The 25312-nt window shown below is 71.0% G+C and carries 23 protein-coding genes and 1 tRNA gene; 12 read left to right on the top strand and 12 right to left on the bottom strand.

Annotated elements, in window-relative coordinates; translation table 11 throughout:
• Positions 1-88: 88 nt before the first annotated feature.
• The gene (locus CLV43_RS14955) at positions 89-1318 is read right to left on the bottom strand and encodes a metallophosphoesterase (RefSeq protein WP_342749777.1); all 1230 of its coding nucleotides are present in this window, start codon (positions 1316-1318) and stop codon (positions 89-91) included.
• Between the two features lie 396 nt (positions 1319-1714).
• On the opposite strand from CLV43_RS14955, the gene CLV43_RS14950 reads away from it, so the two are divergent.
• The 3 genes from CLV43_RS14950 to CLV43_RS14940 are packed head-to-tail and all read left to right on the top strand — an operon-like array spanning position 1715 to position 6422.
• Positions 1715-3334: an aromatic amino acid ammonia-lyase gene (locus CLV43_RS14950; protein WP_106187767.1), complete on the top strand. Its 1620-nt coding sequence runs from the start codon at positions 1715-1717 to the stop codon at positions 3332-3334.
• A 20-nt stretch (positions 3335-3354) separates the two neighbouring features.
• Positions 3355-4665 carry an NAD(P)/FAD-dependent oxidoreductase gene (locus tag CLV43_RS14945; protein WP_106187766.1) on the top strand — a complete coding sequence of 437 codons (1311 nt, stop codon included), beginning with the start codon at positions 3355-3357 and terminating at the stop codon, positions 4663-4665.
• Entirely contained in the window at positions 4662-6422 is a 1761-nt protein-coding gene (locus CLV43_RS14940) for a feruloyl-CoA synthase (protein WP_106187765.1), read from the top strand. The genes CLV43_RS14945 and CLV43_RS14940 overlap by 4 nt, the downstream gene beginning before the upstream one ends.
• Here the strand turns inward: CLV43_RS14940 and CLV43_RS14935 are convergent.
• Positions 6397-6660, bottom strand: coding sequence for a hypothetical protein (locus tag CLV43_RS14935; RefSeq protein ID WP_106187764.1), 264 nt, complete (start codon positions 6658-6660; stop codon positions 6397-6399). The two genes, CLV43_RS14940 and CLV43_RS14935, sit on opposite strands and share 26 nt — an antisense overlap.
• 92 nt (positions 6661-6752) lie before the next feature.
• On the opposite strand from CLV43_RS14935, the gene pabB reads away from it, so the two are divergent.
• Positions 6753-8771 (top strand): aminodeoxychorismate synthase component I, encoded by a 2019-nt coding sequence (gene pabB, locus CLV43_RS14930; protein ID WP_106188242.1) that lies wholly within the window; start codon positions 6753-6755, stop codon positions 8769-8771.
• A gap of 103 nt (positions 8772-8874) precedes the next feature.
• On the opposite strand, the gene CLV43_RS14925 is transcribed toward pabB, so the two are convergent.
• Positions 8875-9216 carry a histone-like nucleoid-structuring protein Lsr2 gene (locus tag CLV43_RS14925; protein ID WP_106187763.1) on the bottom strand — a complete coding sequence of 114 codons (342 nt, stop codon included), beginning with the start codon at positions 9214-9216 and terminating at the stop codon, positions 8875-8877.
• Positions 9217-9488: 272 nt separating this feature from the next.
• Here CLV43_RS14925 and CLV43_RS14920 point away from each other — a divergent pair, with 272 nt between their 5' ends.
• The 3 genes from CLV43_RS14920 to CLV43_RS14910 all read left to right on the top strand — a co-directional run bounded on the left by CLV43_RS14920 (position 9489) and on the right by CLV43_RS14910 (position 11225).
• Positions 9489-9770: a metal-sensitive transcriptional regulator gene (locus CLV43_RS14920; protein WP_106188241.1), complete on the top strand. Its 282-nt coding sequence runs from the start codon at positions 9489-9491 to the stop codon at positions 9768-9770.
• Positions 9771-9856: 86 nt separating this feature from the next.
• Positions 9857-9930, top strand: a tRNA-Leu gene (locus CLV43_RS14915).
• Positions 9931-10808: 878 nt separating this feature from the next.
• Positions 10809-11225 carry a nitroreductase family deazaflavin-dependent oxidoreductase gene (locus tag CLV43_RS14910; protein WP_106187762.1) on the top strand — a complete coding sequence of 139 codons (417 nt, stop codon included), beginning with the start codon at positions 10809-10811 and terminating at the stop codon, positions 11223-11225.
• A 113-nt stretch (positions 11226-11338) separates the two neighbouring features.
• Here CLV43_RS14910 and CLV43_RS14905 read toward each other — a convergent pair whose 3' ends face one another.
• Positions 11339-11518 (bottom strand): hypothetical protein, encoded by a 180-nt coding sequence (locus tag CLV43_RS14905; RefSeq protein WP_106187761.1) that lies wholly within the window; start codon positions 11516-11518, stop codon positions 11339-11341.
• Between the two features lie 239 nt (positions 11519-11757).
• Between CLV43_RS14905 and CLV43_RS14900 the strand changes: the two genes are divergently transcribed.
• On the top strand, positions 11758-12351 hold the full coding sequence (locus CLV43_RS14900; protein ID WP_106188240.1) for a phosphoribosylanthranilate isomerase: 594 nt from the start codon (positions 11758-11760) through the stop codon (positions 12349-12351).
• Between the two features lie 129 nt (positions 12352-12480).
• Positions 12481-14460, top strand: coding sequence for an APC family permease (locus CLV43_RS14895; RefSeq protein WP_106187760.1), 1980 nt, complete (start codon positions 12481-12483; stop codon positions 14458-14460).
• 452 nt (positions 14461-14912) lie between these two features.
• Here the strand turns inward: CLV43_RS14895 and CLV43_RS14890 are convergent, their stop codons facing one another.
• A complete protein-coding gene (locus tag CLV43_RS14890) occupies positions 14913-15716 on the bottom strand; it encodes an alpha/beta fold hydrolase (RefSeq protein ID WP_106187759.1) in 804 nt (267 codons plus the stop codon).
• A gap of 107 nt (positions 15717-15823) precedes the next feature.
• Between CLV43_RS14890 and CLV43_RS14885 the strand changes: the two genes are divergently transcribed.
• Both CLV43_RS14885 and CLV43_RS14880 read left to right on the top strand, forming a co-directional pair.
• Entirely contained in the window at positions 15824-16198 is a 375-nt protein-coding gene (locus CLV43_RS14885; protein WP_106187758.1) for a PH domain-containing protein, read from the top strand.
• 10 nt (positions 16199-16208) lie between these two features.
• Entirely contained in the window at positions 16209-16592 is a 384-nt protein-coding gene (locus CLV43_RS14880) for a RidA family protein (protein WP_106187757.1), read from the top strand.
• Here CLV43_RS14880 and CLV43_RS14875 read toward each other — a convergent pair.
• The gene (locus tag CLV43_RS14875; protein WP_106188239.1) at positions 16589-17011 is read right to left on the bottom strand and encodes a CoA-binding protein; all 423 of its coding nucleotides are present in this window, start codon (positions 17009-17011) and stop codon (positions 16589-16591) included. The genes CLV43_RS14880 and CLV43_RS14875 overlap by 4 nt on opposite strands.
• 117 nt (positions 17012-17128) lie before the next feature.
• Between CLV43_RS14875 and CLV43_RS14870 the strand changes: the two genes are divergently transcribed.
• The gene (locus tag CLV43_RS14870; RefSeq protein WP_106187756.1) at positions 17129-18394 is read left to right on the top strand and encodes a phosphoinositide-specific phospholipase C-related protein; all 1266 of its coding nucleotides are present in this window, start codon (positions 17129-17131) and stop codon (positions 18392-18394) included.
• Here the strand turns inward: CLV43_RS14870 and CLV43_RS14865 are convergent.
• From CLV43_RS14865 to CLV43_RS14840, 6 genes are read right to left on the bottom strand one after another with little or no spacing between them, the layout of a single operon-like run.
• Positions 18388-19206 carry a S1 family peptidase gene (locus tag CLV43_RS14865; protein ID WP_106187755.1) on the bottom strand — a complete coding sequence of 273 codons (819 nt, stop codon included), beginning with the start codon at positions 19204-19206 and terminating at the stop codon, positions 18388-18390. The two genes, CLV43_RS14870 and CLV43_RS14865, sit on opposite strands and share 7 nt — an antisense overlap.
• Before the next feature lie 44 nt (positions 19207-19250).
• Positions 19251-20414 (bottom strand): acyl-CoA dehydrogenase family protein, encoded by a 1164-nt coding sequence (locus CLV43_RS14860; RefSeq protein ID WP_106187754.1) that lies wholly within the window; start codon positions 20412-20414, stop codon positions 19251-19253.
• 3 nt (positions 20415-20417) lie between these two features.
• Complete coding sequence (locus tag CLV43_RS14855) at positions 20418-21509, bottom strand: CaiB/BaiF CoA transferase family protein (RefSeq protein WP_211304370.1); 1092 nt, start codon at positions 21507-21509, stop codon at positions 20418-20420.
• On the bottom strand, positions 21506-22630 hold the full coding sequence (locus CLV43_RS14850) for a Glu/Leu/Phe/Val family dehydrogenase (RefSeq protein ID WP_106187753.1): 1125 nt from the start codon (positions 22628-22630) through the stop codon (positions 21506-21508). Before CLV43_RS14850 ends, CLV43_RS14855 begins: the two co-directional genes overlap by 4 nt.
• 8 nt (positions 22631-22638) lie before the next feature.
• The gene (locus CLV43_RS14845; RefSeq protein ID WP_106187752.1) at positions 22639-23796 is read right to left on the bottom strand and encodes an NAD(P)/FAD-dependent oxidoreductase; all 1158 of its coding nucleotides are present in this window, start codon (positions 23794-23796) and stop codon (positions 22639-22641) included.
• Positions 23777-25285, bottom strand: coding sequence for an aldehyde dehydrogenase family protein (locus CLV43_RS14840; protein ID WP_106187751.1), 1509 nt, complete (start codon positions 25283-25285; stop codon positions 23777-23779). The genes CLV43_RS14845 and CLV43_RS14840 overlap by 20 nt, the downstream gene beginning before the upstream one ends.
• Positions 25286-25312 lie beyond the last annotated feature (27 nt).

Here is a 25312-nt window from a genome sequence, read left to right as displayed (position 1 = left end):
TCTCCCATCACACCGTGTTCGGGCACGGCCGTCCACTCTAGGTGGTGTTCGCGGAAAACGGGGTATCCGATCCGGTCAATGTGATCGATCAGGCTGTACGCAGCTCCACCAGGGTGACGTCCGGCGGTGCGCCGACGCGGACCGGTGGTCCCCAGAAACCCGCGCCGTTGCTGACGTACACGGGCATCCCGTCGACTTCGGCCAGTCCGGAGACCACCGGCTGCTGGAGCGTGACGGCGTAGTTGAACGGCCACATCTGGCCACCGTGGGTGTGCCCGGACAGCTGGAGGTCCACCCCGAGCTTCGCGGCCTGCACCGCCTGCACGGGCTGGTGCGCCAGCAGCACCACGGGCGTCGAGGTGTCGTGCCGCTCCAGGGCCTTCTCCATGTCCGGCCCGTCGCCGTAGCTCCGCCCGGTCACGTCGTTGACGCCCGCGAGGTCGAACGCCGCGCCGCCGCGGGTGACCGCGAGCAGCTCGTTGCGCAGCGGGTGCACGCCGAGCCTGGTCAGCTCGGCCAGCCACGGCTGCGCGCCGGAGAAGTGCTCGTGGTTGCCGGTGACGAAGAAGCTGCCGTGCGGGCTGACCAGGTCCCGCAGCGGTGCGGCGGCCTCGCCGAGCTCCTCCACCGTCCCGTCGACCAGGTCGCCGACGATCGCGACGAGGTCGGGCCGCAGGCCGTTGATGGTGTTCACGACCCGCTCGGTGTGCGAGCGGCCGAGCAGCGGTCCCAGGTGGATGTCGCTGACGACCGCGATCCGGAACCCGTCGAACGCGGGCGCGAGCTTGCCCAGCGCGATCGGGACCCGCTTGACGACCGGTCCACCCATCGCCTGGGTCACGCCGTAGCCGACGACGCCGGTGGCCACCACGCCGCCGGCCACGGCCAGCGACCGGGCGATGAACAGCCGCCTGCCGGGGTCGGCGGGCTCGCCCCCGGCCGGTTCGGGCGCGGGCGCCACGTCGTCCGCGACGGGCTCCTCGGGCCCGGCGGGCACCGTCACCTCCGCCGGGGTGCGAACGGGCCGCAGACGGCGGTTCAGCACCGCGCGGGGCACTTCCAGCACGAGCAGCAGCAAGGTGAGGTAGAGGACCATCGCGAGCCACAGGTAGCCGGGCCAGGCCAGCACCGCGGCGACGTCCGGGCCGAGCGCCCGCGACCCCACCAGCCCGCCCAGCAGGACCAGGAACATCACGACGACGGCCACCGTGCCCAGCGTGCGGCCGCGACCGGACCGCGTGGTGTCGCGGACGAGCCGCTTCCACAGGTAGAGGTGGGCGAGCCCGCACGGCACGCCGAGCAGCAGGAGGAAGATCACCCCTCAAGTCTCCACGTCCGGGCGCGCCCCCGTCGGCGGCCCCGCCGATCGGCCATTCGGGGTGACGCGATCCGCCCTAACGATCAGCGCTTGCCACCCGAACGGACCTCCACGAAGACGTTTCCCGGGGCATAATGCGGAAAGTGCGTCTCAAATGAAGACGAGGTGACCTGCCATGTCGCTCCGGATTCAAGTATTGACAGGTTATCTCCGGCACTGCCACGCTCCCCGCGGCGGCGTTGAAACCGCTTGCTTCCACTGGGGGAAGCGCACCCGTGGAATTCACGGGTTTCCCGGTCGGCTGGACTGGACCGGAATCCAGCTTCCTGGCGGACATCTCCGTTTTCCGCCACGGGTGGGGGCTTCGTGGGCCTATTGGCTGGAAAGAGGCTTGAGATGACCTCGACGATCGACGACGACGTGCAGAAATCGCTTTTCGTCAACGGGCACGATCTGACGCTCCGTGAGGTCGCCGACGTCGCGTGCGGCTCCTTACCGCTGCGTTTGAAGGTCGATCCCGACGCGGCCTCCAGGATGGCGGACTCGCACGGTCTCAAGCTCAGGCTGATCGACCTCGGGCTGCCCATCTACGGGGTCACGACCGGTTTCGGGGACAGCAGCACGCGGCAGATCTCGCCCGAGAAGACGGCCGACCTGCAGCGCAACCTCGTGGTCTACCACCTCAACGGCACCGGCCCGGAGAGCACCCGCGAGGTCGTCCGCGCCACCCTGCTCATCCGGGCGAACTGCCTGGCCCGCGGCCATTCGGGTATTCGTCCCGAGCTGGCGGCCCACCTGCTGGCGATGCTGGAGAACGACGTCCTGCCGATCATCCCCGAGCGCGGCTCGGTCGGCGCGAGCGGCGACCTCGTTCCGCTGTGCTACGTCGCGAGCGCCGTCATCGGCGTCGGTACCGTCCGGTACCAAGGGCGTGACGTGCCCGCAGTGGAGGCGTACGAGGACTGCGGCATGGAGCCGTTCGTGCTCGAGGCGAAAGAGGGACTCGCGCTCATAAACGGGACCTCGTTCATGTCGGCGTTCGCGGTTCTGGCGGTCGAGGGCGCGAAGGAGATCGCCGCGGTCGCGGACCTCTGCACGGCGCTCGGCGCGCAGGTCATGCTGGGCAACCAGGGCCATTACGACCGTTTCATCCACGAGCAGAAACCCCATCCCGGTCAGCTGTGCAGTGCCGAGAACATCTCCAGGCTCATGAGGGGTTCCGGTCTTTCGCACACCCAGGGCGAGGTTCTGACCTCCGACCCGATGCCGTCGGGTACCGGGTACTACCGGCTGGACCACCCCGTTCAGGATCGCTATTCCCTGCGCTGCGCCCCCGGCGTCACCGGCGTGCTCCGCGACCTGCTGGAATGGTCGGAGAAATGGGTGTCGATCGAGATCAACTCGACCAATGACAACCCCTTGTTCGACGCGGGCGAGAACGTCGTGCGCAGCGGCGGCAACTTCTACGGCGGGCACATCGGCCAGTCCATGGACGGGCTGAAACTCGCCATCGCCAACGTCGCGGACCTGCTGGACCGGCAGCTCGCGCTCATCGTGGACGAGAAGTTCAACAACGGCCTGCCCGCGAACCTGGTCCGCCCGGTCGAGCCGGACGACTGGCAGGCGGGGCTGCACCACGGTTTCAAGGGGATGCAGATCGCCGCCTCCTCGTTGGCGGCCGAGGCGCTGAAGCTGACCATGCCCGCGAGCGCGTTCTCCCGCTCCACCGAGGCGCACAACCAGGACAAGGTCAGCATGGGCACGATCGCCGCCCGCGACGCGAGGACCGTGCTCGAGCTGACCGAGCAGGTCGCCGCGATCCACCTGCTGGCGCTGTGCCAGGCGGTCGACTTCCGCGGGCCGGACCTGCTCAGCCCCGGCTCGCGGCCCGCCTACGACCTCGTCCGCGAGCACGTGCCGTTCGTCCACAGCGACCGTCGCATGGACGCCGACATCCACGCGGTCGTCGCGCTGATCCGCAGCGGTGCGCTGCGGAAGTCCTGCGCGGTGTCCTGACCATGGTGAGGAGTGACCCCATGTCCAGTCCTTCGGCTGAGTACGACGCGATCGTGATCGGTGGCGGCCCGGCTGGTTCGGCCGCCGCGTGGACCCTCGCCAACCGAGGCCACTCGGTGCTCGTCCTGGACCGCCAGCCGTTCCCGCGGTTCCACATCGGCGAGTCGATGCTGACCTACGCCGCCGCCCTGTTCGAGCGGCTCGGGCTCGGCGACCGGCTGCGCTCGGAGTTCCCGATCAAGACCGGCGCGGAGTTCTGCGACACCGACGGCAAGGTCACCAGGGTCGACTTCGCCGACCAGGGCGGCGGCCGGGTGGAGACCACGTTCCAGGTGGAGCGCGCGGACTTCGACGAGATGCTGCTGGACAACGCCGCCAAGGCGGGTGCAGAGGTGATCCACGAGGCCAAGGTGACCAAGGTCCTCGTCGAGGGCGGTCGGGTCGCGGGTGTCGTGGTGGCCATCGGCGACGCCTCGCACACCGTGCGGGCCAGGCAGGTGGTCGACGCCAGCGGCCGCGCGGGCGTCATCGCGAACCAGCACTTCCGGAGCAGGCGGATCAGCGAACGGCTGCGGATGCTGGCCGTGTTCAAGCACTACGACGGCATCGACGAGGCCACCAACCCCGGTGTCGAGGGCGACATCGTGATCGGGTCGCACACCGAGGGCTGGGTCTGGTCGATCCCCATCCGGCCGGGGAAGCTCAGCGTCGGCACGGTGAGCAGCCCGGCGGTGTACCAGCGGGTGGGCGACCCGGAGCAGGTGTTCGCCGAGCACGTCGACCGCATCCCCCGCATCCGGCAGCGGATCGCGGACGCGACCGCCGTGACGGAGCTCAAGAGCGAGAGCGACTACTCCTACCACACCGAGGACCTGGCGGGACCGGGCTTCTTCGTGGCCGGGGACGCGGGCTGCTTCGTCGACCCGATCTTCTCCGCGGGCGTCTACCTGGCGACCTCCAGCGGCCTGCGGGCCGGTGAGCTCGCCGCGAGCGCGCTGGAGGGCGAGCTGTCCGAGGAGGACGCGGTCGACCAGTACACCCGGTTCTACAAGACCGGCTACGACTGCTACTTCCGGTTGATCTACGCGTTCTACGACCACGACTTCAAGATCGGCTCGTTCCTCAAGAGCACCGGCGTGTGGGTGGACCCGCGGTGGGTCGCCCGGCTGCTCGGCGGAGACTTCTGGAGCGAGAAGAACGCGCTCGCCAACCACCTCCGGTCCATTGAGGACTTCGACACGTTCGCCCCCTTCGAACCCCTCTACGGCTGCCCGGTCTACCCCGAGATCGACGCGACGGAGGAGAAGGGAATGGTGCTGGGCATCGGATGAGGACCTTCGCCGAACCCAGGGTGGTCGCCGAACAACGGCCGGACGGGGCGCTGCTCCTGCGCTCCGCCGAGCCGCTGGGCGACCACCCGGCGCACCTCGCGCTGTCGTTGCGGCACTGGGCTTCCGCCGCGCCGGACGCCGTGCTCGCGACGGACGGGACGGGCTCGCTGACCTACGGCCGGGCCGCGCGGGACGCGGACGCGATCGGCCAGGCGCTGCTGGACCTCGGCGCCTCCCGCGAGCGCCCGGTCATGGTGCTGTCCGGGAACTCGTTGGCGCACTTGAGGATCACGCTCGCCTGCTACACCGCGGGCGTCCCGGTGGTCCCGGTCAGCGCGGCGTACTCGTTGCTGTCCAAGGACCACGGCCGCCTGCGGGCGATGGCGGAGCTGGTGCGGCCGGGTGTGGTGTTCGCCGACGACGCCGACGCCTTCGGGCCCGCGCTCGAAGCGACGCGCGCCCACGCCGTGACCGACCTGGAACCGCTGGCGGCCGCGGTGCCCGGCGCGAGCCTGGCGGCCGCGTTCGACGCGATCACCCCGGACACGGTGGCGAAGGTGCTGTTCACCTCGGGTTCCACCGGCACCCCGAAGGGCGTGCTGAACACCCACCGCATGCTGACCGCGAACCAGGCGATGCTGCGCGCCACCTGGCCGTTCCTGGTGGACGAGCCGCCGGTGCTCGTGGACTGGCTGCCGTGGAGCCACACCTTCGGCGGCAACCACAACGTGCACCTGGTCCTCACCAACGGCGGCACGTTCCACGTCGACACCGGCCGCCCGGCGCCCGCGCTGTTCGAGCGGTCGATCACGGCGCTGACCGCGACCCGCCCGACGGTGTACCTCAACGTGCCCGCCGGGTACGCCGTGCTGGTGCCGAGGCTGGAGGCCGACCCGGCGTTCGCCCGGCACTTCTTCTCCCGGCTGCGCCTGCTGTTCTGCGCCGCGGCGGCCATGCCGACCGCGCTGTGGGACCGGATCCGGCGGCTGGTCGACCGGCACGCCGACCACCCGATCCCGCTGACCGCCGCGTGGGGCGCGACCGAGACCGCGCCCGCCGCCACGTCCGCGCACTGGGCCGACGCGCCGTGCGGCTCCATCGGCGTCCCGCTGCCCGGCGTGACGGTGAAGCTCGTCCCGGTCGGCGGCAAGCGCGAGATCCGGGTGGCCGGACCCAACGTCACGCCCGGCTACTTCGACGCGCCGGACCGGACCGCGGCGGCGTTCGACGAGGACGGCTTCTACCGGACCGGCGACGCCGCGGCGCTCGCCGACCCGGCGGATCCGGGGCGGGGCCTGGTGTTCGACGGCCGGATCGCCGAGGACTTCAAGCTCACCACCGGCAGCTGGGTCAGCACGGGCGCGCTGCGCACCGCCCTGGTGTCCGCGGCCGGGGTGCTCTCCGACGCGGTGATCGCGGGCCACGACCGCGCCGAGGTGACGGCTTTGGCGTGGCTGAACCCGATCGAGGCGCGGGTGCTGTGCGGCAAGGACCACGACGTCGCCCTGGACGACCAGTTCCTCCGCGACCACCTGGCCGACGTGCTCGCGTCGCTGGGCGACGGCCTCGGTTCGGCGTCCCGCATCACCAGGCTGCTGCTCCTGGCCGACCCGCCCGACCTGGACGCGGGCGAGATCACCGACAAGGGCTACGTGAACCAGCTCGCGGTGCTCGGCCGCCGGGCCGGGGCGGTGGAACGGCTCTACGCCGACCCACCCGACCCGGACGTGATCACAGCGGCGGGATCAGCCCGGTGAACGTCCGGTTGCCCTCGCAGTGCGGGCACGACCGGCCGTTGTCGACGGTGCGGGGCGTCCCGCTGATCACAGCCAGCACCGGGTTCGCCACGAACCCCGCGCCACCGCACAGCTGGCACACCGTGCGCACCTCGCGGGTCACCTCGAACAGGTCGGACGGGTCTTCTTCGAAATCCTCGTCGAAGCCCTCGTCGTCGTCCTCGGAGTAGTCGTCGTCCTGCTCGTCGTCCTCGCTCATCAGGGCACCACCGTACCTGTTGAGAGCTGCGCCACCGGCCCGTGGTCGGGGTACTCCTTCCGGGTGTTTCAGCAGGTACCGTGCCGTACGTCATGCGCACGCTGCTGATCGACAACCACGACTCGTTCACCTTCAACCTGTTCCACCACCTCGCACAGGTGAACGGGCGGGACCCGGTCGTCATCACCAACGACGACCCGCGCTTCCGACTCGCCGATCTCGGCGGCTTCGACAACGTGGTGATCTCGCCGGGGCCGGGGAACCCGCGCACCAGGTCCGATTTCGGGATCTGCGCCGACGTGGTCCGGGAGAGCCCCATCCCGCTGCTCGGCGTGTGCCTCGGGCACCAGGGGCTGTGCCTGGAGCACGGCGCCGCGGTCGGGCCCGCCCCACAACCGCGGCACGGTCGGGTCGACCTCGTCCGGCACACCGGCGTGGACGTGCTGGACGGGCTGCCGTCGCCGTTCTCGGTGGTGCGCTACCACTCGCTCGCGGTCACCGACCTGCCGCCGGAGCTCGAGGCGATCGGCTGGGCGGACGACGGCGTGCTGATGGCCGTGCGGCACCGGACCCGGCCCGCGTGGGGCGTGCAGTTCCACCCCGAGTCGATCCGCACCGAGCACGGGCACCGGCTGTTGGCGAACTTCCGCCGTCTCACCGAGGAACACCACCCGGTCGTCCCCGAGCCGCCCGTGTCGGTGGTGCGGCCCGCGCCGCCGGTGCCGGAGCGGGAGGTGCTGGTGCGGTCGCTGGACGTGCACCCGGACCCCGAGGCGGTGTTCGCCCGGCTGCACGGCGGGTCGCCGGACGCGTTCTGGCTGGACAGCAGCCTGACCGGTGGGCGGGGGCGGTTCTCGGTGATGGGGGACGTGAGCGGTCCGCTGGCGCGGGTGGCCTCCTACGACGTGTGGACCGCACGGGTGACCGTGAGGGGTGCGGACGGCGAGTCGACGCACGACGGGCCGTTCCTGGACTGGCTGGAACGCGACCTCGCCGAGCACGCGGTCCGGCCGCCCGACCTGCCGTTCGAGTTCGCGCTGGGCTGGGTGGGCTACCTCGGGTACGAGCTGAAGGCCGAGTGCGGCGGCGACGCGGCCCACCGGTCGGAGACGCCGGACGCGGAGATGGTGTTCGCCGACCGGGCCGTCGTGTTCGACCACCTCACCCGGCGCGCGCATCTGCTGGCGCTGACCGACGACGGGTGGTTCGACCGGGTCGAGGCGGTGCTGCGGGAGGTGCGGCCGTTGCCGGGGCCGGTTCCGGGGACCGCGTCGGGGGAGGTGCGCCTCCGGCACGCCAGACCGCACTACCTGAAGCTCGTCGACGCCTGCCTGGAGGCGATCACCGCGGGGGAGACCTACGAGGTGTGCCTGACCAACCAGGTGACCCGGCGCGGCGAGGTGGACCCGTGGGCGGCCTACCGGTTCCTGCGGCGGGAGAGCCCGGCCCCGTTCGCCGCGTTCCTGCGGTTCGGCGGTCTCTCGGTGCTCAGCACGTCGCCGGAGCGGTTCCTGCGGGTCGACCGCGCGGGCGTCGTGGAGTCGGAGCCGATCAAGGGCACGCGGCCGCGGGGGAGGACGCCGGAGGAGGACGACGCGCTGCGGCACGACCTCGCGACCAGCGAGAAGGACCGCGCGGAGAACCTGATGATCGTGGACCTGGTCCGCAACGACCTCGGGCGCAACGCGGAGGTCGGCTCGGTCGAGGTGCCGCGCCTGTTCGACGTCGAGACCTACGCGACCGTGCACCAGCTCGTCAGCGGCGTGCGGGCGAGGCTGCGGACCGGTGCTTCGGCCGTCCGGTGCGTCCGGGACGCGTTCCCCGGCGGTTCGATGACCGGTGCGCCGAAGATCCGCACAATGCAGATCCTCGATGGGCTGGAAGGGGGACCCAGAGGTGTCTACTCGGGTGCCCTCGGTTACTTCTCGCTGTCCGGTTCAGCGGACTTCAGCATCGTCATCAGGACACTGGTGGTCCACGACGACAAGGTGAGTTTCGGCGTCGGCGGAGCCGTCATCGCGCTCTCCGACCCGGCGGCGGAATTCGAGGAGACGGCCGTGAAGGCGACCGCGATGCTCCGTCTGCTGGACACGCCGTTTCCCGGCCGCTAGACCGGTGATCAGCGGACGGCGGAATGTCCCACGATGTGGTTAACCACCCGTTTCCCCGCGTTGACCTGCCAGTAGGCAAGGCCAACGCGGCGAAACGACGACGTCAGGAAGCGTGGGCTTCCTGGAACTGCACGACCAGGCCCTGCGGAATGCGGCCACGGTCGGAGATCTGGTGCCCCTGCGCGCGCGCCCAGTCGCGAATGGCCTGAGCCTGGGCCTTGTCACCGGCCTTGACGGTGCTCTTGCCAGTGCCCTTGCGCTGCTTGCGGCCGCCCGCACGACGCGCCTTGGCGACGAAGTCACCCAGCGAGTCGCGCAGCTTGTCCGCATTCTCCTTGGACAGGTCGATGGAGTACTCCACACCGTCCAGCGCGAAGGTTACGGTCTCGTCGGCTTCGCCGCCGTCGAGGTCGTCGATGAGTTGGACGACGGTCTGCTGTGCCACTGTTCCTCCGTATGTGCTCGCATAGCGCGTGCTGCCGTCGACTGTAACTTCGCCACACGCTTCGGGGTCACCATAGTGCACAACTTGAATATCGGCTAACCTTTGAGAGGGAAAATGTGACAGAAGCCCCCCGGTCGGGTCATTTTGCGACCCGGCGTTTAAATGTCCGCCTTGGCACGGCGGCGTTACCGGCACAATCGCCCCTTCGCGGCGCCCGCCGACCGCCTATCCTGGAGCGGCATACCCACCCAGGGTAGGGAAGGCCGGGAGTGATGCACGGGTACACCTCGAACAAGGACGCCTACCTCAAGCGCCTGCGCCGCGTCGAAGGCCAGGTCCGCGGACTCCAGCGCATGGTCGACAACGACGAGTACTGCATCGACGTGCTCACCCAGATCTCCGCCGCCACCAAGGCGCTCCAGGCGGTGTCCCTCGGCCTGCTGGACGAGCACCTCAAGCACTGCGTGGCCCAGGCGGCCGCGGAAGGCGGCCCGGTCGCCGACGAGAAGATCCGCGAGGCGAGCGAGGCGATCAGCCGCCTCGTCCGCTCCTGACCCCACCACCCGCCCGGACCCGCCCGGAACCCGCGCACCCCTTGCCCGACCGGATCCACCTGATCCAGTACAGTTGGCCCCGGCCGGCCCCCGTAGCCCAACCGGCAGAGGCAGCGGACTCAAAATCCGTCCAGTGTCAGTTCGACTCTGACCGGGGGCACGCACAGGATGCACACCGCACGCGGTGTGCATCCTTTTTGTTTGCCCGAACTCGTCCGCGCGATCGGAGAAGTCGATCTCGGCGGGGGGCGGTGGCATTGGCGGGCGGGTGCGGACGGTGACAACACCAGCATCCGTTGCACCATGCGCACCATAAGCCGGGTGCCGGGTGGATCGTGTTCGGCCGGATGTGCGCGCAAAGCATCGAAACCGCCTATACCGGGCCGCGGGGCGGTCACGGGGGTGTTCGGGGTGGATCTGCGTTGAGAACTGCAAGCCGGACTGCGGGTTGGCGGACGGGGGTCCGCGCGGGGGTGAGCGGCTTGATTTCCGGTGCGACCCGATCCGGGCGGTGCGGTCGCGGTGGGTGGTCGTGGATTGGATTGGTACGGCAAAACGGAGGGGATCCGAACCGGGTGGTGTGGATCTGCCGCGTGCGCGCGTTCGGTGGTTATGCCGGGTCGGGTGGATGTCGATGAGGTGGATCTCCGGAGGGGATTCCGGCGCATAACGCGTGCCCGGTCGCCGGACGGCGGTTCGGCGCGCGGCGGGAGTGGGTGTTATGCCCGCCGCGGTGATTCGGTGTTCCGACGAGGGGAACGGCGGGTGTTCGTTCGGGGTGTTCCGGAGGGGGTGGTCTGGTTCCGATGGCGGTGGCACGACCGGGCGCGCCGGAAGGTCTCCTGTCGAGCCGCGGTGGAATTCACGTCTTTGCGGTGAGCGTGTCATTTCGCGCCAAGTTGTCACCGGTGCACGTCACCAGTCGTCCGGGGGTCACACTCCGGTGTCGTTGACACCGCGGAAGTGCCGGTCGTAGCTTTGGGTTTCTACATAGGTGTGGTGTGTGCGAGCGCGCCCGGTGAAGGGAATCGGACACCGATGGCGGAGGACACCCGCGGCTGGAACGAGAAGATCGTCGACGAGTTCCGCGCGAACGGCGGCAAGGTCGGCGGCCCCTTCGAGGGCAAGGAGCTCGTGCTGCTCACGATGACCGGGGCCAAGAGCGGCAGGGAGCGCACCACCCCGCTCGCGACGAGCCGCGACGGCGACCGCTTCGTGATCATCGCGTCCTACGGCGGGGCGGACCGCAACCCCGACTGGTACTACAACGTCCTGGCACACCCGCGCGTCACGGTGGAGTTCGGCACGGACAAGTTCGAGGCCACGGCCAGCGAGGTCACCGACCGCGCGGAGCGCGACCGCCTGTACGCGGACATGGTGGCGGTCATGCCGGGCTTCGCCGACTACGAGAAGAAGACCGACCGGCTCATCCCGGTCATCGTGCTGGAGCGCTAGGGCCCGGTCGGAGGTCCGTGGAGTCCCCGTTCGGAGGGCCGTCACGGACCTTCGTCATGCCGTAGGCGGTGCGGCGGTAGCCGCGGGTGGTCCGGGGCCGCCACCACGTCGGATCACCGGCCGGACGACCGTGCGGCCGTCCTGGACGGCGACCGGCGCCACGGTCCGGTGCCCAGGGCGACCAGGACGCCCGCGGCGCCCGTGGACGACGTGAGGGCGCCGGGGTCGGTTGACCGGTCGAAGTCGGGCCCTTCGACGAGGCCGCCGACCAGGGGGAACAGCGGCGCGACCACCCGACGACGGCGACCTGGGGGCGACCGGCCCCGGTGGCACGGGTGGATGGCCGGGGACCCCGGCCGCGGCGGCGTGCGGCGCGGCGTCGGGCACGGCGGAGGGCCGCCTGTTCGGTGGAGCGGTCACGGCCCCGGCGTGGTCCGACCGGGCCACGGGCGTCGTCCGCCGCGGTCGGCGCTTCCGTTGCGCGCCAAGACGTGCGGTGACGACCGTGCTCACCGTGTCGTACGGTCCTGGCATGTACGTGAAGCTGTGCGGCCTGCGCACCGAAGCCGATGTCGCCGCCGCCGTCTCCGCCGGTGCCGACGCGGTCGGGTTCGTGCTCACCCGGAGCGCCCGGCAGGTCGACCTCGACACCGCCAAGCGGCTCGTCGCCGCCGTGCCCGCCGGGATCCTCACCGTCGCGGTGTTCGCCGGGCTCCCGGCGCGGGAGGCGGGTGAGCTGGCGGTGGCCGCGGGCGTCGAGGCGGTGCAGCTGCACGGCGCCGACTACCCGCGGTCGTCGTTCGACGCGCTGGCCGACCTCCCGGTCAAGCTGATCCGCGCGACCCCGCTGACCGAGGACACCGACGTCACCGTCGGCGCGTACGGCGAGGACCTCCTGCTGCTCGACTCCCCGGTGGCGGGCTCCGGCCACCGCTGGGAGCTCGGTTCCACCAGGATCGAGGGGAACTGGCTGCTGGCGGGCGGTCTGGACGTGCACAACGTCGCCGAGGCCATCGCCCAGGCCCGGCCGTGGGGCGTGGACGTGTCCAGCGGCATCGAGTCGAGTCGCGGCGTGAAGGACCACGGGCTCATGCACGGGTTCGTGGCCGCCGCCCGCGGGGCCTGACCTGCCGTTCGCCCACCGCCGAACCGGTGGCGGCGGACAAAACGGGCAGGTGGGAGGGTTGATCGGCGGCACGGGGAGTGGTCGGGCATCCTTGGCTCGTTTGCCCGACGGCCCGCCGGCAGGAGTGACATGAGCACGACCCCAGAACTCGTCGTTCCGGAGAGCGTCGACTCCCCGGTGCGGGTGACGCCGCCGAAGAGCGCGCTGGCGCGTTGGCTGCTCGCGAACCGCGTGCAGCCGGTGGGACCGGAGAGCGAGGAGTCGCACGCGACGCCGCAGGCGTGGTGGAAGGTCATGTGCCTGACCGGTGTCGACTACTTCTCCACGCTGTCCTACCTGCCCGGCATCGCGGCGCTCGCCGCGGGCGCGCTGTCGCCGTTGGCGACGCTGCTGATCGTCGCGCTGACCCTGCTGGGCATGCTGCCGATGTACCGCAGGGTGGCGAAGGAGAGCCCGCACGGCCAGGGGTCGGTGGCGATGCTGGAGACCCTGCTGCCGTTCTGGCGGGGCAAGATCTTCGTGCTGGTGCTGCTGGGGTTCGTGGCCACGTCGTGGATCATCACGATCACCCTGTCGTCCGCGGACGCGACCGTGCACATGCTGGAGAACCCGCTCGTGCCCGGCGTCTTGCACGGGCACGAGGTGCTGGTCACCGTGGTGCTGCTGCTGATCCTCGGCGGGGTGTTCCTGCTGGGCTTCAGCGAGGCCGTCAGCGTCGCGATCCCGTTGGTGGGGCTGTTCCTGCTGCTGAACACGGTCGTCGCCGTGGTCGGCCTGGTGGACGTGCTCTCCTCGCCCGACGCGCTGTCGAGGTGGGTGGACGCGCTCACCGCGGGCGGCGGCCTCGGTGACGTGGTCGGACCCGCGATCCTCGCGTTCCCGTTGCTGGTGCTGGGGTTGTCCGGGTTCGAGACCGGCGTGAGCATGATGCCGCTGGTCGCCGCCGACGGCGAGGACGCCGAGGCGAAGCTGGCCGACCGGATCCGCAACACCCGCAAGCTGCTCACCGTCGCCGCGCTGATCATGTCCGTCTACCTGCTCGCGACCAGCTTCATCACGACGGTGCTGGTGCCCGCCGACGCGTTCAAGGAGGGCGGCGAGGCCAACGGCCGCGCCCTGGCCTACCTGGCGCACCACGAGCTGGGCAACGCCTTCGGCACGCTCTACGACATCAGCAGCATCCTGATCCTGTGGTTCGCGGGCGCCTCCGCGATGGCGGGCCTGATCAACATCGTGCCGCGCTACCTGCCGTCCTACGGCATGGCACCGGACTGGGGCCGGGCCGTGCGGCCGGTCGTGCTGGTCTACACGCTCATCAGCGTCCTGATCACGGTGGCGTTCGGGGCCGACGTGAACGCCCAGGCGGGCGCCTACGCGACCGGGATCCTGGCGATGATGGTGTCCGGGGCGGTCGCGGTGACCATCTCGGCGTGGCGGCGCAAGCAGAAACCGGCCACGGTCGGCTTCACGGTGCTGACGCTGGTGCTGCTGTACGCCCTGGCCGAGAACGTGCGGGAGAAACCGGACGGCATCGCGATCTCCGGGGTGTTCATCCTCGGCATCGTGCTGGTGTCACTGGTGTCGAGGGTGTCGCGGACGACCGAGCTGCGGGTGGACCGGCTGGAGTTCGACGAAGCCGCGCGCCGGTTCGTCACCGAGTCGATCGAGTTCGACGGCGCCCTGAACCTGATCGCGAACCGGCGGCAAGCCGGGGACAAGGCCGAGTACGACGCGAAGGAGACCGAACAGCGGGCGATGAACCCGGTGCCCGGCAAAGCGGACGTGCTGTTCCTGGAGATCGACGTGGACGACCCGTCGGAGTTCAGCGAAGTGCTGCGGGTGCGGGGGGTGGAGGTCGGAGGGCACCGGATCCTGCGGGCGCACAGTCCGGCGGCGCCGAACGCCATCGCGGCGATCCTGTTGTCGTTGAGGGACACGACGGGGGTGCGGCCGCACTGCTACTTCGAGTGGTCGGAGGGGAGCCCGTTGGGGCATCTGTTCCGGTATTTGATCCTGGGGCGGGGGGATACGGCGCCTGTGGTGCGGGAGGTGCTGAGGAAGAGCGATGAGGAGCCGGGGCGGAGGCCTGGGATTCACGTGGGTGGGTAGGGGGTTGTTTGCGAGGGCTGGGCCGGCCCTTGGTCTCCTTGATCCCAGGGAACTCCAGCCTGGCCCTCCCGCTGCGCAGAGCCCGGCCCTCGGCCCTCTCGCCCCGCGAGTTCGGCCCTTGGCCCTCCCGCTCGTGGGAAGCCCGGCCCCCGGCGCGCGATTGTCTCAATGCCCGATCTTCGTTGTCAAGACGATGAAGCTGTCTTGACAACGAAGATCGGGCAGGAGGGCGCTGTGGATCGGGGGCAGAGGGGAAGTCTGGCTTCGCCAGCATCGGCTTCGCCGACTCAAGCATCCTCGCTCCGCGTCGGACCAAGCATCCGCGCTTCGCGGCGGAAAAGGCATCCTTGCTGCGCTGCGGACAAGGCCCCAGGCGCTTCGCGCCGGATGCGCGGTGGCGGGCTGCGCCCAGCGGGGTGGTCTGTGCTCGCTGTCCTGTTCCTGCTTGTTTCTCAGCTCTTGAAGAAGTCTAGGACGAGGGCGTTGACCTTGTCTGGTTGTTCCATGTAGCCGAGGTGGCCTGCGTTGGGGACTTCGGCGTACTTGGCGTTGGGGATGGCGTCTGCGACTTCTCGGGCTAGGTGTGGGGGGAGGGTGCGGTCGTCGGTGAAGCCGATCGCCAGGCAGGGGGTGGTGATGCGGTGGTAGTCGGTCAGGCGGTCGGTGAAGTCGTTGAGGGCCATTTGGGCGCGTACGCCCGCGCCGACGGTGGAGCCGCCGTACTCGAAGAGGTCCAGCCAGTCGCGGGCGGTTCTGGGGTCGGCGAGGGTGGTGGGGGAGAGGTAGCGCAGGGCGGTGATGGCGGCGTGGTACTTGGACGGGAGCTTGACGCCGGAGTCGTGGAGTTCGCGTTCGCCCAACGACAACGCGGTGCGGAGGGGGTCGGGGCGGCCGTAGGTGGCGAGGAGGGCGGCGTGGGAGACGAGGTCGGGGCGGGCGAGGGCGAGTTCCTGGGTGATGCGGGCGCCCAAGGAGGTGCCTGCCACGCGGGCGGGGCCGCCGCCGAGGTGTTCGATGAGGGCGGCGGTGTCGCCGACCATGTCGTCCACGGTGAAGCCGTCGGCGCACTCGTCGGTCGGGGGGATGCCGCGGTTGTCGAAGGTGGCGACGCGGTAACCGGCGGCGACGAAGGCGGGGACCTGGTGGGCGGTCCAGACGCTGCCGGGGCTGCCGGTGCCCATGACCAGCACCACGAGATCACCTTCTCCGGTGACCTGGTAGTTGACCGTGATCCCGTTGAGTTCCGCTGACGGCATGCGCCAATGCTTACGGCAGCCCCGTCGGCGGTGTCAACGAGGCCGCGGGCGCCGACGCGGGGGCGTGGATCCGGCTACCGTGGAGGCACACCGAGCGAGGGGGTTCGATGGCGAACAGCGGTCCGGTCTTCGACCGGCGCGAGCAGTACGAGCAGATCGTGAGCGGGCTGCTCGACGGTGAGCGCGTGATCGCGGTGTACGACGCGGTCGGGGTGGGCACGGGGTTCATCGGCATCACGGACCTGCGGGTGATCCTCCAGGACAAGTCGTTCGTGGGGAAGAAGACGGCGCTGGTGTCGGTGCCGTACTCGAAGATCAGCAGCGTCGCCATGGTGTCCAACAAGAGCTGGGCGGGCGGGTTCTTCAGCACCTCGTCCATCGCGGTCACGGCGGGCACCCACGTGCACGAGATCGACTTCCGCGGGTCGGAGAAGGCGTCCCACGTGCACAACGTGGTGCTCTGGCACATCACCCGCAAGTAGGCTCGGCCCCATGGGGGAACGCCGCGCCATCCTGTCCGGGTCCACGTTCGAGGAGTCGATCGGGTACGCGCGCGCCGTGGTGGACGGCGACTGGGTGCACGTGTCCGGCACGACCGGGTTCGACTACGCCACGATGACGATCTCCGACGACGTGGTGGCGCAGGCCGAGCAGTGCCTGGCGAACATCGGCGCGGCGCTCGCCGAGGCGGGCTGCACGTTCGCGGACGTCGTGCGGGTCCGCTACCTGGTCCCGGACCCGGCCGACTTCGAGCCGTGCTGGCCGGTGCTGCGCCGGACGTTCGGCGAGGTCCGGCCCGCGGCCACGATGATGTCGGTCGGGCTGGCCGACCCGCGGATGCTGATCGAGATCGAGGTCACCGCGCACAAGCGCTAGCGGGGGCCGTGCGCGGCCCACTCGATCGCGGGGCAGTGGTCCATCACCATGGACAGCCCGGCCTCGCGGGCCCGTTCGAACGCCATCTCGTCCACGACGCCGAGCTGGAACCACACGGCCTTCGCCCCGATCGCCACGGCCTCGTCGACGAACGCGCCCGCGCTGGACGAGCGGCGGAACACGTCGACGCAGTCGACCGGGAACGGGATGTCCGCGAGCGAGGCGTACCCCTGCTCGCCGTGCACGGTGGCCGCGCTCGGGTGCACGGGCACGACGCGCTTCCCGCGCTGCTGCAGGAACCTGGCCACCCCGTAGGCCGCGCGCGACGGGTTATCACCGAGGCCGACGACCGCCCACGTGTCGCACTTGGCGAGCACGTCGCGGATGGTCGCCGGGTCGCCCCACGGTTCGTTCGTCATCCACCGATCGTACGTGGGCCCGTGCATGAGGATTTGATGAAAGTCTTTCGGATATACACCTCGGTGGGTGATCCTGTGGCCAACCGCCCGCCGCGGGAGCATCCGAGAGGACTCTTGATGCGCGTCATCACCACAGCCGTCGTCGCCGCCCTGCTCGTCGGACTGGTCGCACCGGCGGTCGCGACCGCCGAGGTCCCCGCGGCGGGGCAGTACTACCTCCAGAGCGTCGCCACGGGCCTGAACGCCGCGGTCACCGGCGACACCGTCGACCAGCACCGCCCGAAGGGCAACGAGGACCACCAGCAGTGGACCCTGCGCGCGGACGGCAGGCTGGAGGAGTCCGGCCGCTGCCTCGGGCGCTCCGGCGACAAGGCCGCCATGCAGGCCTGCGACAGCGCGGACACCCTGTGGGAGCTCACGTCCGAGGGCGACCGCCTGCGGCTCAAGGTGCCCGGCGCGGACCGCTACCTCAAGCCCGCCACGCCGTTGGCGGTCGGCGCGGGCGGTGACCAGTGGTACCTCACGCCGCTCATCCCGAACCGGCAGCCCGCGCTGCCCGACGGCGAGCGGACGCTCGACCAGGTCACGTTCCTGACCGCGCACAACGCCTACGCCAACGGCGTGGACGGCGGGTTCGCGCCGCCGTTCGTGAACCTGTTCCCCAACCAGAACCGCGGCATCGCCCAGCAGCTCACCGACGGCGTGCGCGGCTTCATGCTGGACGTCCACGAGACCGGTGACGGCGCGATCCTGTGCCACAACAGTTGCACGCTGGTCAGCAAGCCGGTCGCGCTGTGGGTGGACCTCCAGCGGATCGTGGACTTCCTCGACGCCAACCGGAACGAGATCGCCACGGTGTTCCTGGAGGACTACGTGTCCGCCGACGTGCTGCGCCGGGAGCTGGCGCGGGTCAACGGCCTGTCGACCGTGCTGTTCCGCCCCGACCAGAACGGCGTCCGGCAGAACGGCTGGCCGAAGGTGGCCGACCTGCGGGCCCGCAACCAGCGGCTGCTGATCTTCACCGACCACGCCGCCGACGGCCGGGAGAGCTCCGGTGTGCAGTACCAGCGCGACTGGACGGTGGAGAACTACTGGTCGATGGGCGCGGGCACCGGCTCGTCGGACTGGTCCTGCTACAGCCGCTGGTCGGACATCCCGTTGACCCGCACCGAGGGCGCGTTCCGGCCGCTGTTCGTGATGAACCACTTCCGGGACGTCCCCATGAGCGGCACGGTCACCACGGACAACACCAAGCTGCTCGACCGCGCGCAGCGGTTCTGCGAACCGGCGGCCCGCAAGAAGCCGACGTTCCTCGCCGTCGACCTCTACCACCTGGGCAACCCGAAGGGCGCGGTCGACGCCCTCAACACCTACCGCTACTGAAGCTGCGCCGGACGCGGCAGCGTGCAGCCCGGCGCGGACAGGGCGAGCACGCTGCCCGCGCCGAGGCACGGCACGGCGGTGTAGGTCTGCTGGCCGTAGCCGACGCCGCGGCGCACGGTGACCGTGCCCTCGTCGTCGACCTCGCACGGGTTGTCGCGGGTGCAGCGCTTGCCGCTCTCGTTCATGGTGTTGTTGACCCCCACCACCTTCCCGCTGGCCGCGTCCACGACCGGCGAGCCGGAGGTGCCGCCGACGGTGTCGCACTCGGCGGTGTAGCGGATGGAGTCGAGCCAGGTCCACTTGCCCTCGCGCAGGTGGAAGGCGAACCCGTCGATCTCGCAGGAGTACAGCCGCTTCCAGTACCCGGAGACGACCCGGATGTCCGCGTGCGCCGCCGGGTGCCTCGGCGAGAGCACCAAAGCCCTGCCGCCCATGGCCTCCACCTCCGCGTAGGTCCGGTCGAGCCGGTAGAACGACAGGTCGGTGTCGGTCATCGTGGCGTAGAGCAGGGTGGTGGCGCGCAGGGTGCCCAGCGTGCTCCTGCCGTCCGGGGCGACCAGGGTGAACGTCCGGTCGCTCGGCTGGTCGGCGACCACCTCGCCGGGTGCCATGACCTTGACGCAGTGGCCGTTGGACATGACCAGCGCCGGATCCGTCGGCTCCGCTGTCGCTGTACGCACGACCGCGCCCGAGCAGTTGTCCAGCGCCACCGTGCCGGTGAAGTCGACCCCGGTCGTGGCGGCGGCGGGTGCGGCGAGTGCGGTCAGGAGGAGCACGGCGCCGACGAGGGCGCCCGGCGTGCGGTTGGCCATGATCGCATCCAACCAGCAGGGGGCTACCCCGAAGGGCTGACTCGCTACCCCCGATAGGCGGACAGTCCGGTCAGCGCCTGGCCGATGGCGAGGGCGTGGATCTCCGAGGTGCCCTCGTAGGTGAGCACGGACTCCAGGTTGTTGGCGTGCCGCAGCGGCGAGTACTCCAGCGAGATCCCGTTCGCGCCGAGGATCGTGCGGCTCTCGCGGGCGACGGCGACGGCCGCCTCGACGTTGTTGAGCTTGCCCGCGCTGATCTGCTCCGGCCTGATCCGCCCCGCCTCCTTCAGCCCGGCCAGGTGCAGGGCGAGCAGCATCGCGTTGCCCACGGCCAGCGCCATCGACGCCAGCTTGCGCTGGGTCAGCTGGAACCCGGCGATCGGGCGGTCGAACTGGACGCGGGTGCCCGCGTAGTCCAGCGCCACCTCGACGCAGTCGCGGGCCGCGCCGACGGCGCCGAACACGATGCCGAACCTGGCCTCGTTGAGGCAGGACAGGGGCGCGCCGAGGCTGGTCGCGCCGGGCAGCCGCGCGCTGTCCGGCAGTCGCACGCCCTCCAGCACCAGCTCCGAGGTGACCGAGGCGCGCATGGACAGCTTCCGGGTGATGTCGCGGGTCGAGAACCCCGGTGTGCCGCGGGGGACGAGGAAGCCGCGCACGCCCTCGTCGGTGTTCGCCCACACCGTCGCGACGTCCGCCCAGCCGCCGTTGGTGATCCACGTCTTGGTGCCGTCCAGGACCCAGTCACCGCCGTCGCGCACGGCCCGCGTCCGCATCCCCGACGGGTTGCTGCCGAAGTCCGGTTCGGTGAGCCCGAAGCAGCCGATGGCCTCGCCCGCCGCCAGCCGCGGCAGCCACTCCAGCTTCTGCTCCTCCGAGCCGTAGCGGTGGATCGAGAACATCGACAGCGAGCCCTGCACCGACACGAAGCTGCGGATCCCGCTGTCCACCGCCTCCAGCTCCAGGCAGGCCAGGCCGTACGCGGTCGCGCTCGTCCCGGCGCAGCCGTAGCCCTCCAGGTGCATGCCGAGCACACCGAGCTTCCCCAGCTCGCGGGCGAACTCGCGGGGCAGCACGCCCGCCTCGAACCAGTCCGCGACGTGCGGCCGGGCGTGCTCGGCCAGGAACCCGGCGACGGTGGCCTGGATGTCCCGGTCCTCCTCTCCCAGCAAAGACCGGATGTCCAGCAGCTCCAACGGATCGCGCACTTCTCACTCCTGGTCGAGCCTCGGGGGCGGCAACCGGTAGGTCACCGGGGTGCGGGACAGCCGGATCGGGTTCGACACCAGGTCCAGGCCGTCGACGGTCGTGGTGGGCTCCAGGCCGAGGTCCCCGGCCAGCTCGAACGCCCCGGCCAGGTCGTTCACCGGCCCGCACGGCACGCCCAGCGGGGTGAGCACCTCGAACCAGTGCCGCGCGGAACCGGTGCGCAGCCTGGGACCCAGCAGCGCCAGCAGCTCGTCCACGTGCGCGACCCGCTGCCCGTTGGTCGCGAACCGCGGGTCGGCCGCGAGCGCCGGGACGTCGAGCGCGGTGCAGAGCCTGCCGAACTGCCGGTCGTTGCCCACCGCGAGCACCATCGGCCGGTCCGCGGTCTCCACCAGCTGGTACGGCGCGATCGACGGGTGCCGGTTGCCCATGATGCCGGGCACGACACCCGCGAGCGCGTAGCCCGCGCTCTGGTTGACCATGCTGGACAGCAGCACCGACAGCAGGTCCACCTCGACGTGCTGGCCCTCGCCGGTCGCGTCGCGGTGCCGCAGCGCGGCCAGGACGCCGACCGCGGCGTGCAGCCCGGTCAGCACGTCCACCAGCGCCACCCCGGCCTTCACGGGTTCGCCGGGACGGGCGCCGGTCACGCTCATCAGGCCGCCGACGGCCTGCACGAGCAGGTCGTAACCGGGCAGGTCGCGGCCCCGACCCGCGCCGAAGCCCGTGACCGAGCAGTAGACGAGTCCGGAGTGGACGGTGCGCAGGTCGTCGTAGCCGAGGCCGAAGCGGGACATCGTGCCCGGCCGGAAGTTCTCGACCAGCACGTCGGCGCCCAGCACGATCCCGCGTGCCGCGCGCAGCCCCTCGGCCGTGGCCATGTCCAGCGTGGTGGACGTCTTGTTCCGGTTCACCGACAGGAAGTACGTGGCCTCGCCGCGCGCGTGCGGCGGCCCCCACGAGCGGGTCTCGTCGCCGCGCGGGTGCTCGATCTTGACCACCTCGGCGCCGAGGTCGGCCAGCATCATCGTCGCGTACGGCGCGGCCAGCACCCGGCCGAAGTCCGCGATCACCACGCCGTCCAGCGCGCTCACGTGACCTGGCCCTTGGCCCGCATCGCGGCGAGCACCCGTTCCTGCGCCAACGACCGGGCGACCTCGTGCGAGGTCACCCCGCGCTCCCGCGCCCCGCGCACGACGAGCGCCGCGTTGGCCCGCAGCTTCGTCGACACCGCGGCCATCACCTTCGCCACCTCGACCGGGAACGGCGAGTAGCGCGCGTCCATGCCGAACGCCGCCGCGACCACGCCGCCCGCGTTGGCGATGAAGTCCGGCACGACCGTGATCCCGCGCGAGGCCAGCACCTCCTGCGCGGCGGGGGTCGTCGGCAGGTTCGCGCCCTCGACGACCATGGCCGTGTCGACCCGGCCCGCCCAGTCCTTGTCGATCACGTCCTGGGTCGCCGCGGGCACCAGGACGTCGCACGCCACCAGCAGCTCCGACCCCAGCGGCCGCACCCGGCCGTACTCGGTCACCGCGGCCTCGCCGACCTCGGCGCGCAACGCCAGCAGCCGCGCCACGTCCAGCCCGTCCGGGTCGTGCAGGGCGCCGTTCACCGACGACACCGCCACCACGAGCGCGCCCAGCTCCGCGAACCGGCGGGCGGCCGCGGCGCCGACCGCGCCGAACCCCTGGATCGCGACCCGCTTGCCCCGCAACGACTCCGACAGCTCGTCGGCCACCTCGGCGACGCCGTACCCGGTCACGCCCAGCTCGTCGTAGGGCAGACCGCCCAGCGACGCGGGCGCGCCCATCATCGCGCCGCGGTCACCCAGCTCGTCCTGCACGATCGCCGCGTCGCGCTCGGTGAGCCCCATGTCCAGCCCCAGCACGTACTCGCGCGGCACCTCGTTGGACAGCGCCCGCGCGAACGCCCGCAGCGCCCGCTCCTTGTCCGGGGAGGCGGGGTCGAACACGATGCCCGCCTTGGCACCGCCGAAGAACAGGTCGACCGCCGCCCACTTCCACGTCATCACCCGCGCCAGCCGGGCGATCTCCCCGGTGCTCACGTCCGGCCCCATCCGGGTGCCGCCCTTGCCCATGCCGCGGGCGGTGTTGTCGATGACCAGCACGCCCCTCATGCCCGAGCGCCGGTCCGACACGGTGACGACCTTCTCGGGTCCCCACTCGTCGATGAGCTGAAGCAGGTCGGTCATCAGGCACCTCAGACGGTGTTGAGCTCGGGGCGGTGGCCGTTCGAGGCGAATCTAGCGGCATCCAAAGTGGACACGTCGACCACGGGTTCGCGACCGAGGTAGAGGTCCCGCACGACCTCGCCGACCGCCGGCCCCTGGAGGAACCCGTGGCCGGAGAACCCGGTGGCGTAGAGGAACCGGCCAGCCGCGACCCCGTCGGGCACCTCGCCGATCAGCGCGTTGCGGTCGGGGGTCTCCTCGTACAGCCCGGCCCAGCCGGTGCTGATGCCGACGTCGAGCAGGGACGGGGCGCGGGCGCCGATCGCCGCGGCCAGCCCCGGCAGCCACGCGTCGGACCGGTCGAGGTGGAAACCGGGCTCCTGCGCCGGGTCCGACATGCCCATCAGCAGGCCGCGGCCCTCGCGGTGGAAGTAGAACGAGGACGAGAAGTCGATGGTGAACGGCACGACCGGGGCCAGGTCCGGCATCGGCTCGGTGACCACGATCTGCCTGCGCAGCGGCGTGACGTCGAGGTCGACGCCGACGAACCCGCCGACCCGCCGCGACCACGCGCCCGCCGCGCACACCACCGCGGACGTGCGGATCACCCCGCGGTCCGTCACGACGGCGGTGATCTCCCCGCCGGACGACTCGATGTCCAGCACCTCGGTGCGGGTGCGCAGGTCGGCGCCGAGCCGCCGGGCCGCGGTGGCGTAGCCCAGCACCACGGACTCCGGTGTGCAGTGGCCGTCGTCGGGGGAGTAGGTCGCGGCGAGCAGCCCGTCGGTGGACACCAACGGGGACAGGGCCTTCGCCTCGGCCACGTCGACCATCCGGCTGGGCACGCCGAGCTCGTTCTGCAACCGCACGTTCCGCTCGGCCGCGGCCACGTCCTCCGGCGTGGACAGCAGGAACAGGTAGCCGACGCGGTGCAGGTCGATCTCCTGCCCCGGCCGGTCCCCGAACCGCCCGAACGCTTCCAGGCTGCGCGCGCCCAGCCGGATGTTGACCTCGTCGGAGAACTGCGCCCGCACCCCGCCCGCGGCCTTGCACGTGGACCCGGACCCCAGCCCGTCCCGCTCCACCAGCACGACGTCGCGCACACCGGCCTCGGCGAGGTGGAAGGCGGTGCTCACGCCCACCACCCCGCCGCCGATGACGACGACCTCAGCCGAGTCGGAAGTCAAGGTCGGCCTCGATCACGGCGGTGTCCATCTGCGCCTTCTGCAACGACCCCGAGTAGTCCCAGTTCATCGACTGCCAGCGGGTGAACTGGTCGAGCACCCAGATCCCGGACTGGCGGCTCCCGTTGCCGGACTTGCCGTTCCCGCCGAACGGCAGGTGCGCCTCGGCGCCGGAGGTGGAGTTGTTGACGCTGACCATGCCCGCGCCGATGCCCGTGCGGAACCGGAACACCTTGTTCGGGTCGGTCGTGTAGATCGCGCAGGACAGCCCGTAGCCGGGCAGGTTGCCGAGGTCGACCGCCTCGTCCAGGTCGCGGTAGGTGGTGACGCCCACGACCGGCCCGAACGACTCCTCCAGGAACAGCCCGTCCTCCGGCCGCACGCCGTCGACGATCGTCGGGTGGTAGTAGAGGCCGCGGTCGGGGTCGCCCTGGAAACCCTTGCGGGGGTTGTCCTTCGTGATCCGGCCGATGCCGGTGGACCCGTGCACGACGTGGTGCTCCCGCACCGTGTCGAGGATCCGCTCGAAGTGGTCGGCGAACTTCCGGTCGAGCAGCGGTCCGAAGAGGACGTCACCGGTCGGGTCGCCGACCACCGCCTCCTCGGTCGCCGCGACGAAGCGCCGCAGGAACTCCGCGTGCACCGACTCGTGCACGATCGCCGTGCCGAGCGAGGTGCAGCGCTGCCCGGCCGACCCGAACCCGGCGAACAGCGCGCCCCGCACGGCCAGGTCGAGGTCCGCGTCCTCGGTCACCACCATGGGGTTCTTGCCGCCCAGCTCCAGGCACGGGGTCTGCAGGTGCCGCCCGCACAGCTCGCCGATCCGCCTGCCGACCGCGGTCGACCCGGTGAACCCGACCTTGTGGACGACACCCGCCTCCAGCGCCAGGTCCAGGCCCTTGAACGTCTCCTCGCCGTCGGCGAAGACGATGTTCAGCACGCCCTCGGGCAGCCCGGCGCTGGTGAAGATGTCGTAGAACGCCTTGGCGCTCGCGGCGGAGTACTCGGCGGGCTTCCACACCACCGCGTTGCCGCACAGCAGCGCCGGGACGATGTACCAGGACGGGACGGCCACCGGGAAGTTGCCCGCGGTGATGATCGCGGCGACGCCGACCGGCGTGCGGAACGTGAACAGCTGCTTGTCCGGCATCTCCGACGGCACGGTCTGCCCGTAGAGCCTGCGGCCCTCGCCGAGGAAGAACGCGCAGGTGTCCACGATCTCCTGCACCTCGCCGCGCGCCTCCGCGATCGGCTTGCCGATCTCGCGGGTCACCAGCCGCGCCAGCGCCTCGGCGTTGGCCTCGACGAGCTTGCCGATGTTGCCGATGACCTGCCCGCGCACCGGCGACGGCACGGCCGCCCAGGCCCGCTGCGCCCGGTGGGCGGCGCGGGCGGTGTCGACGAACGCCTCCGCCCGCTGCAGCTCCACCTCGAGGACCAGGTCGTTCACGTCGATCGGACTCGTGGAGGCGTAGGCGTATCCGCTTGGCATGACCCCCAGCGTGCTGCCGGGACAGGC

The organism is Umezawaea tangerina, assembly GCF_003002815.1.
Lineage (GTDB): Bacteria > Actinomycetota > Actinomycetes > Mycobacteriales > Pseudonocardiaceae > Umezawaea > Umezawaea tangerina.
This window is presented reverse-complemented; position numbering and strand designations above follow the sequence as displayed.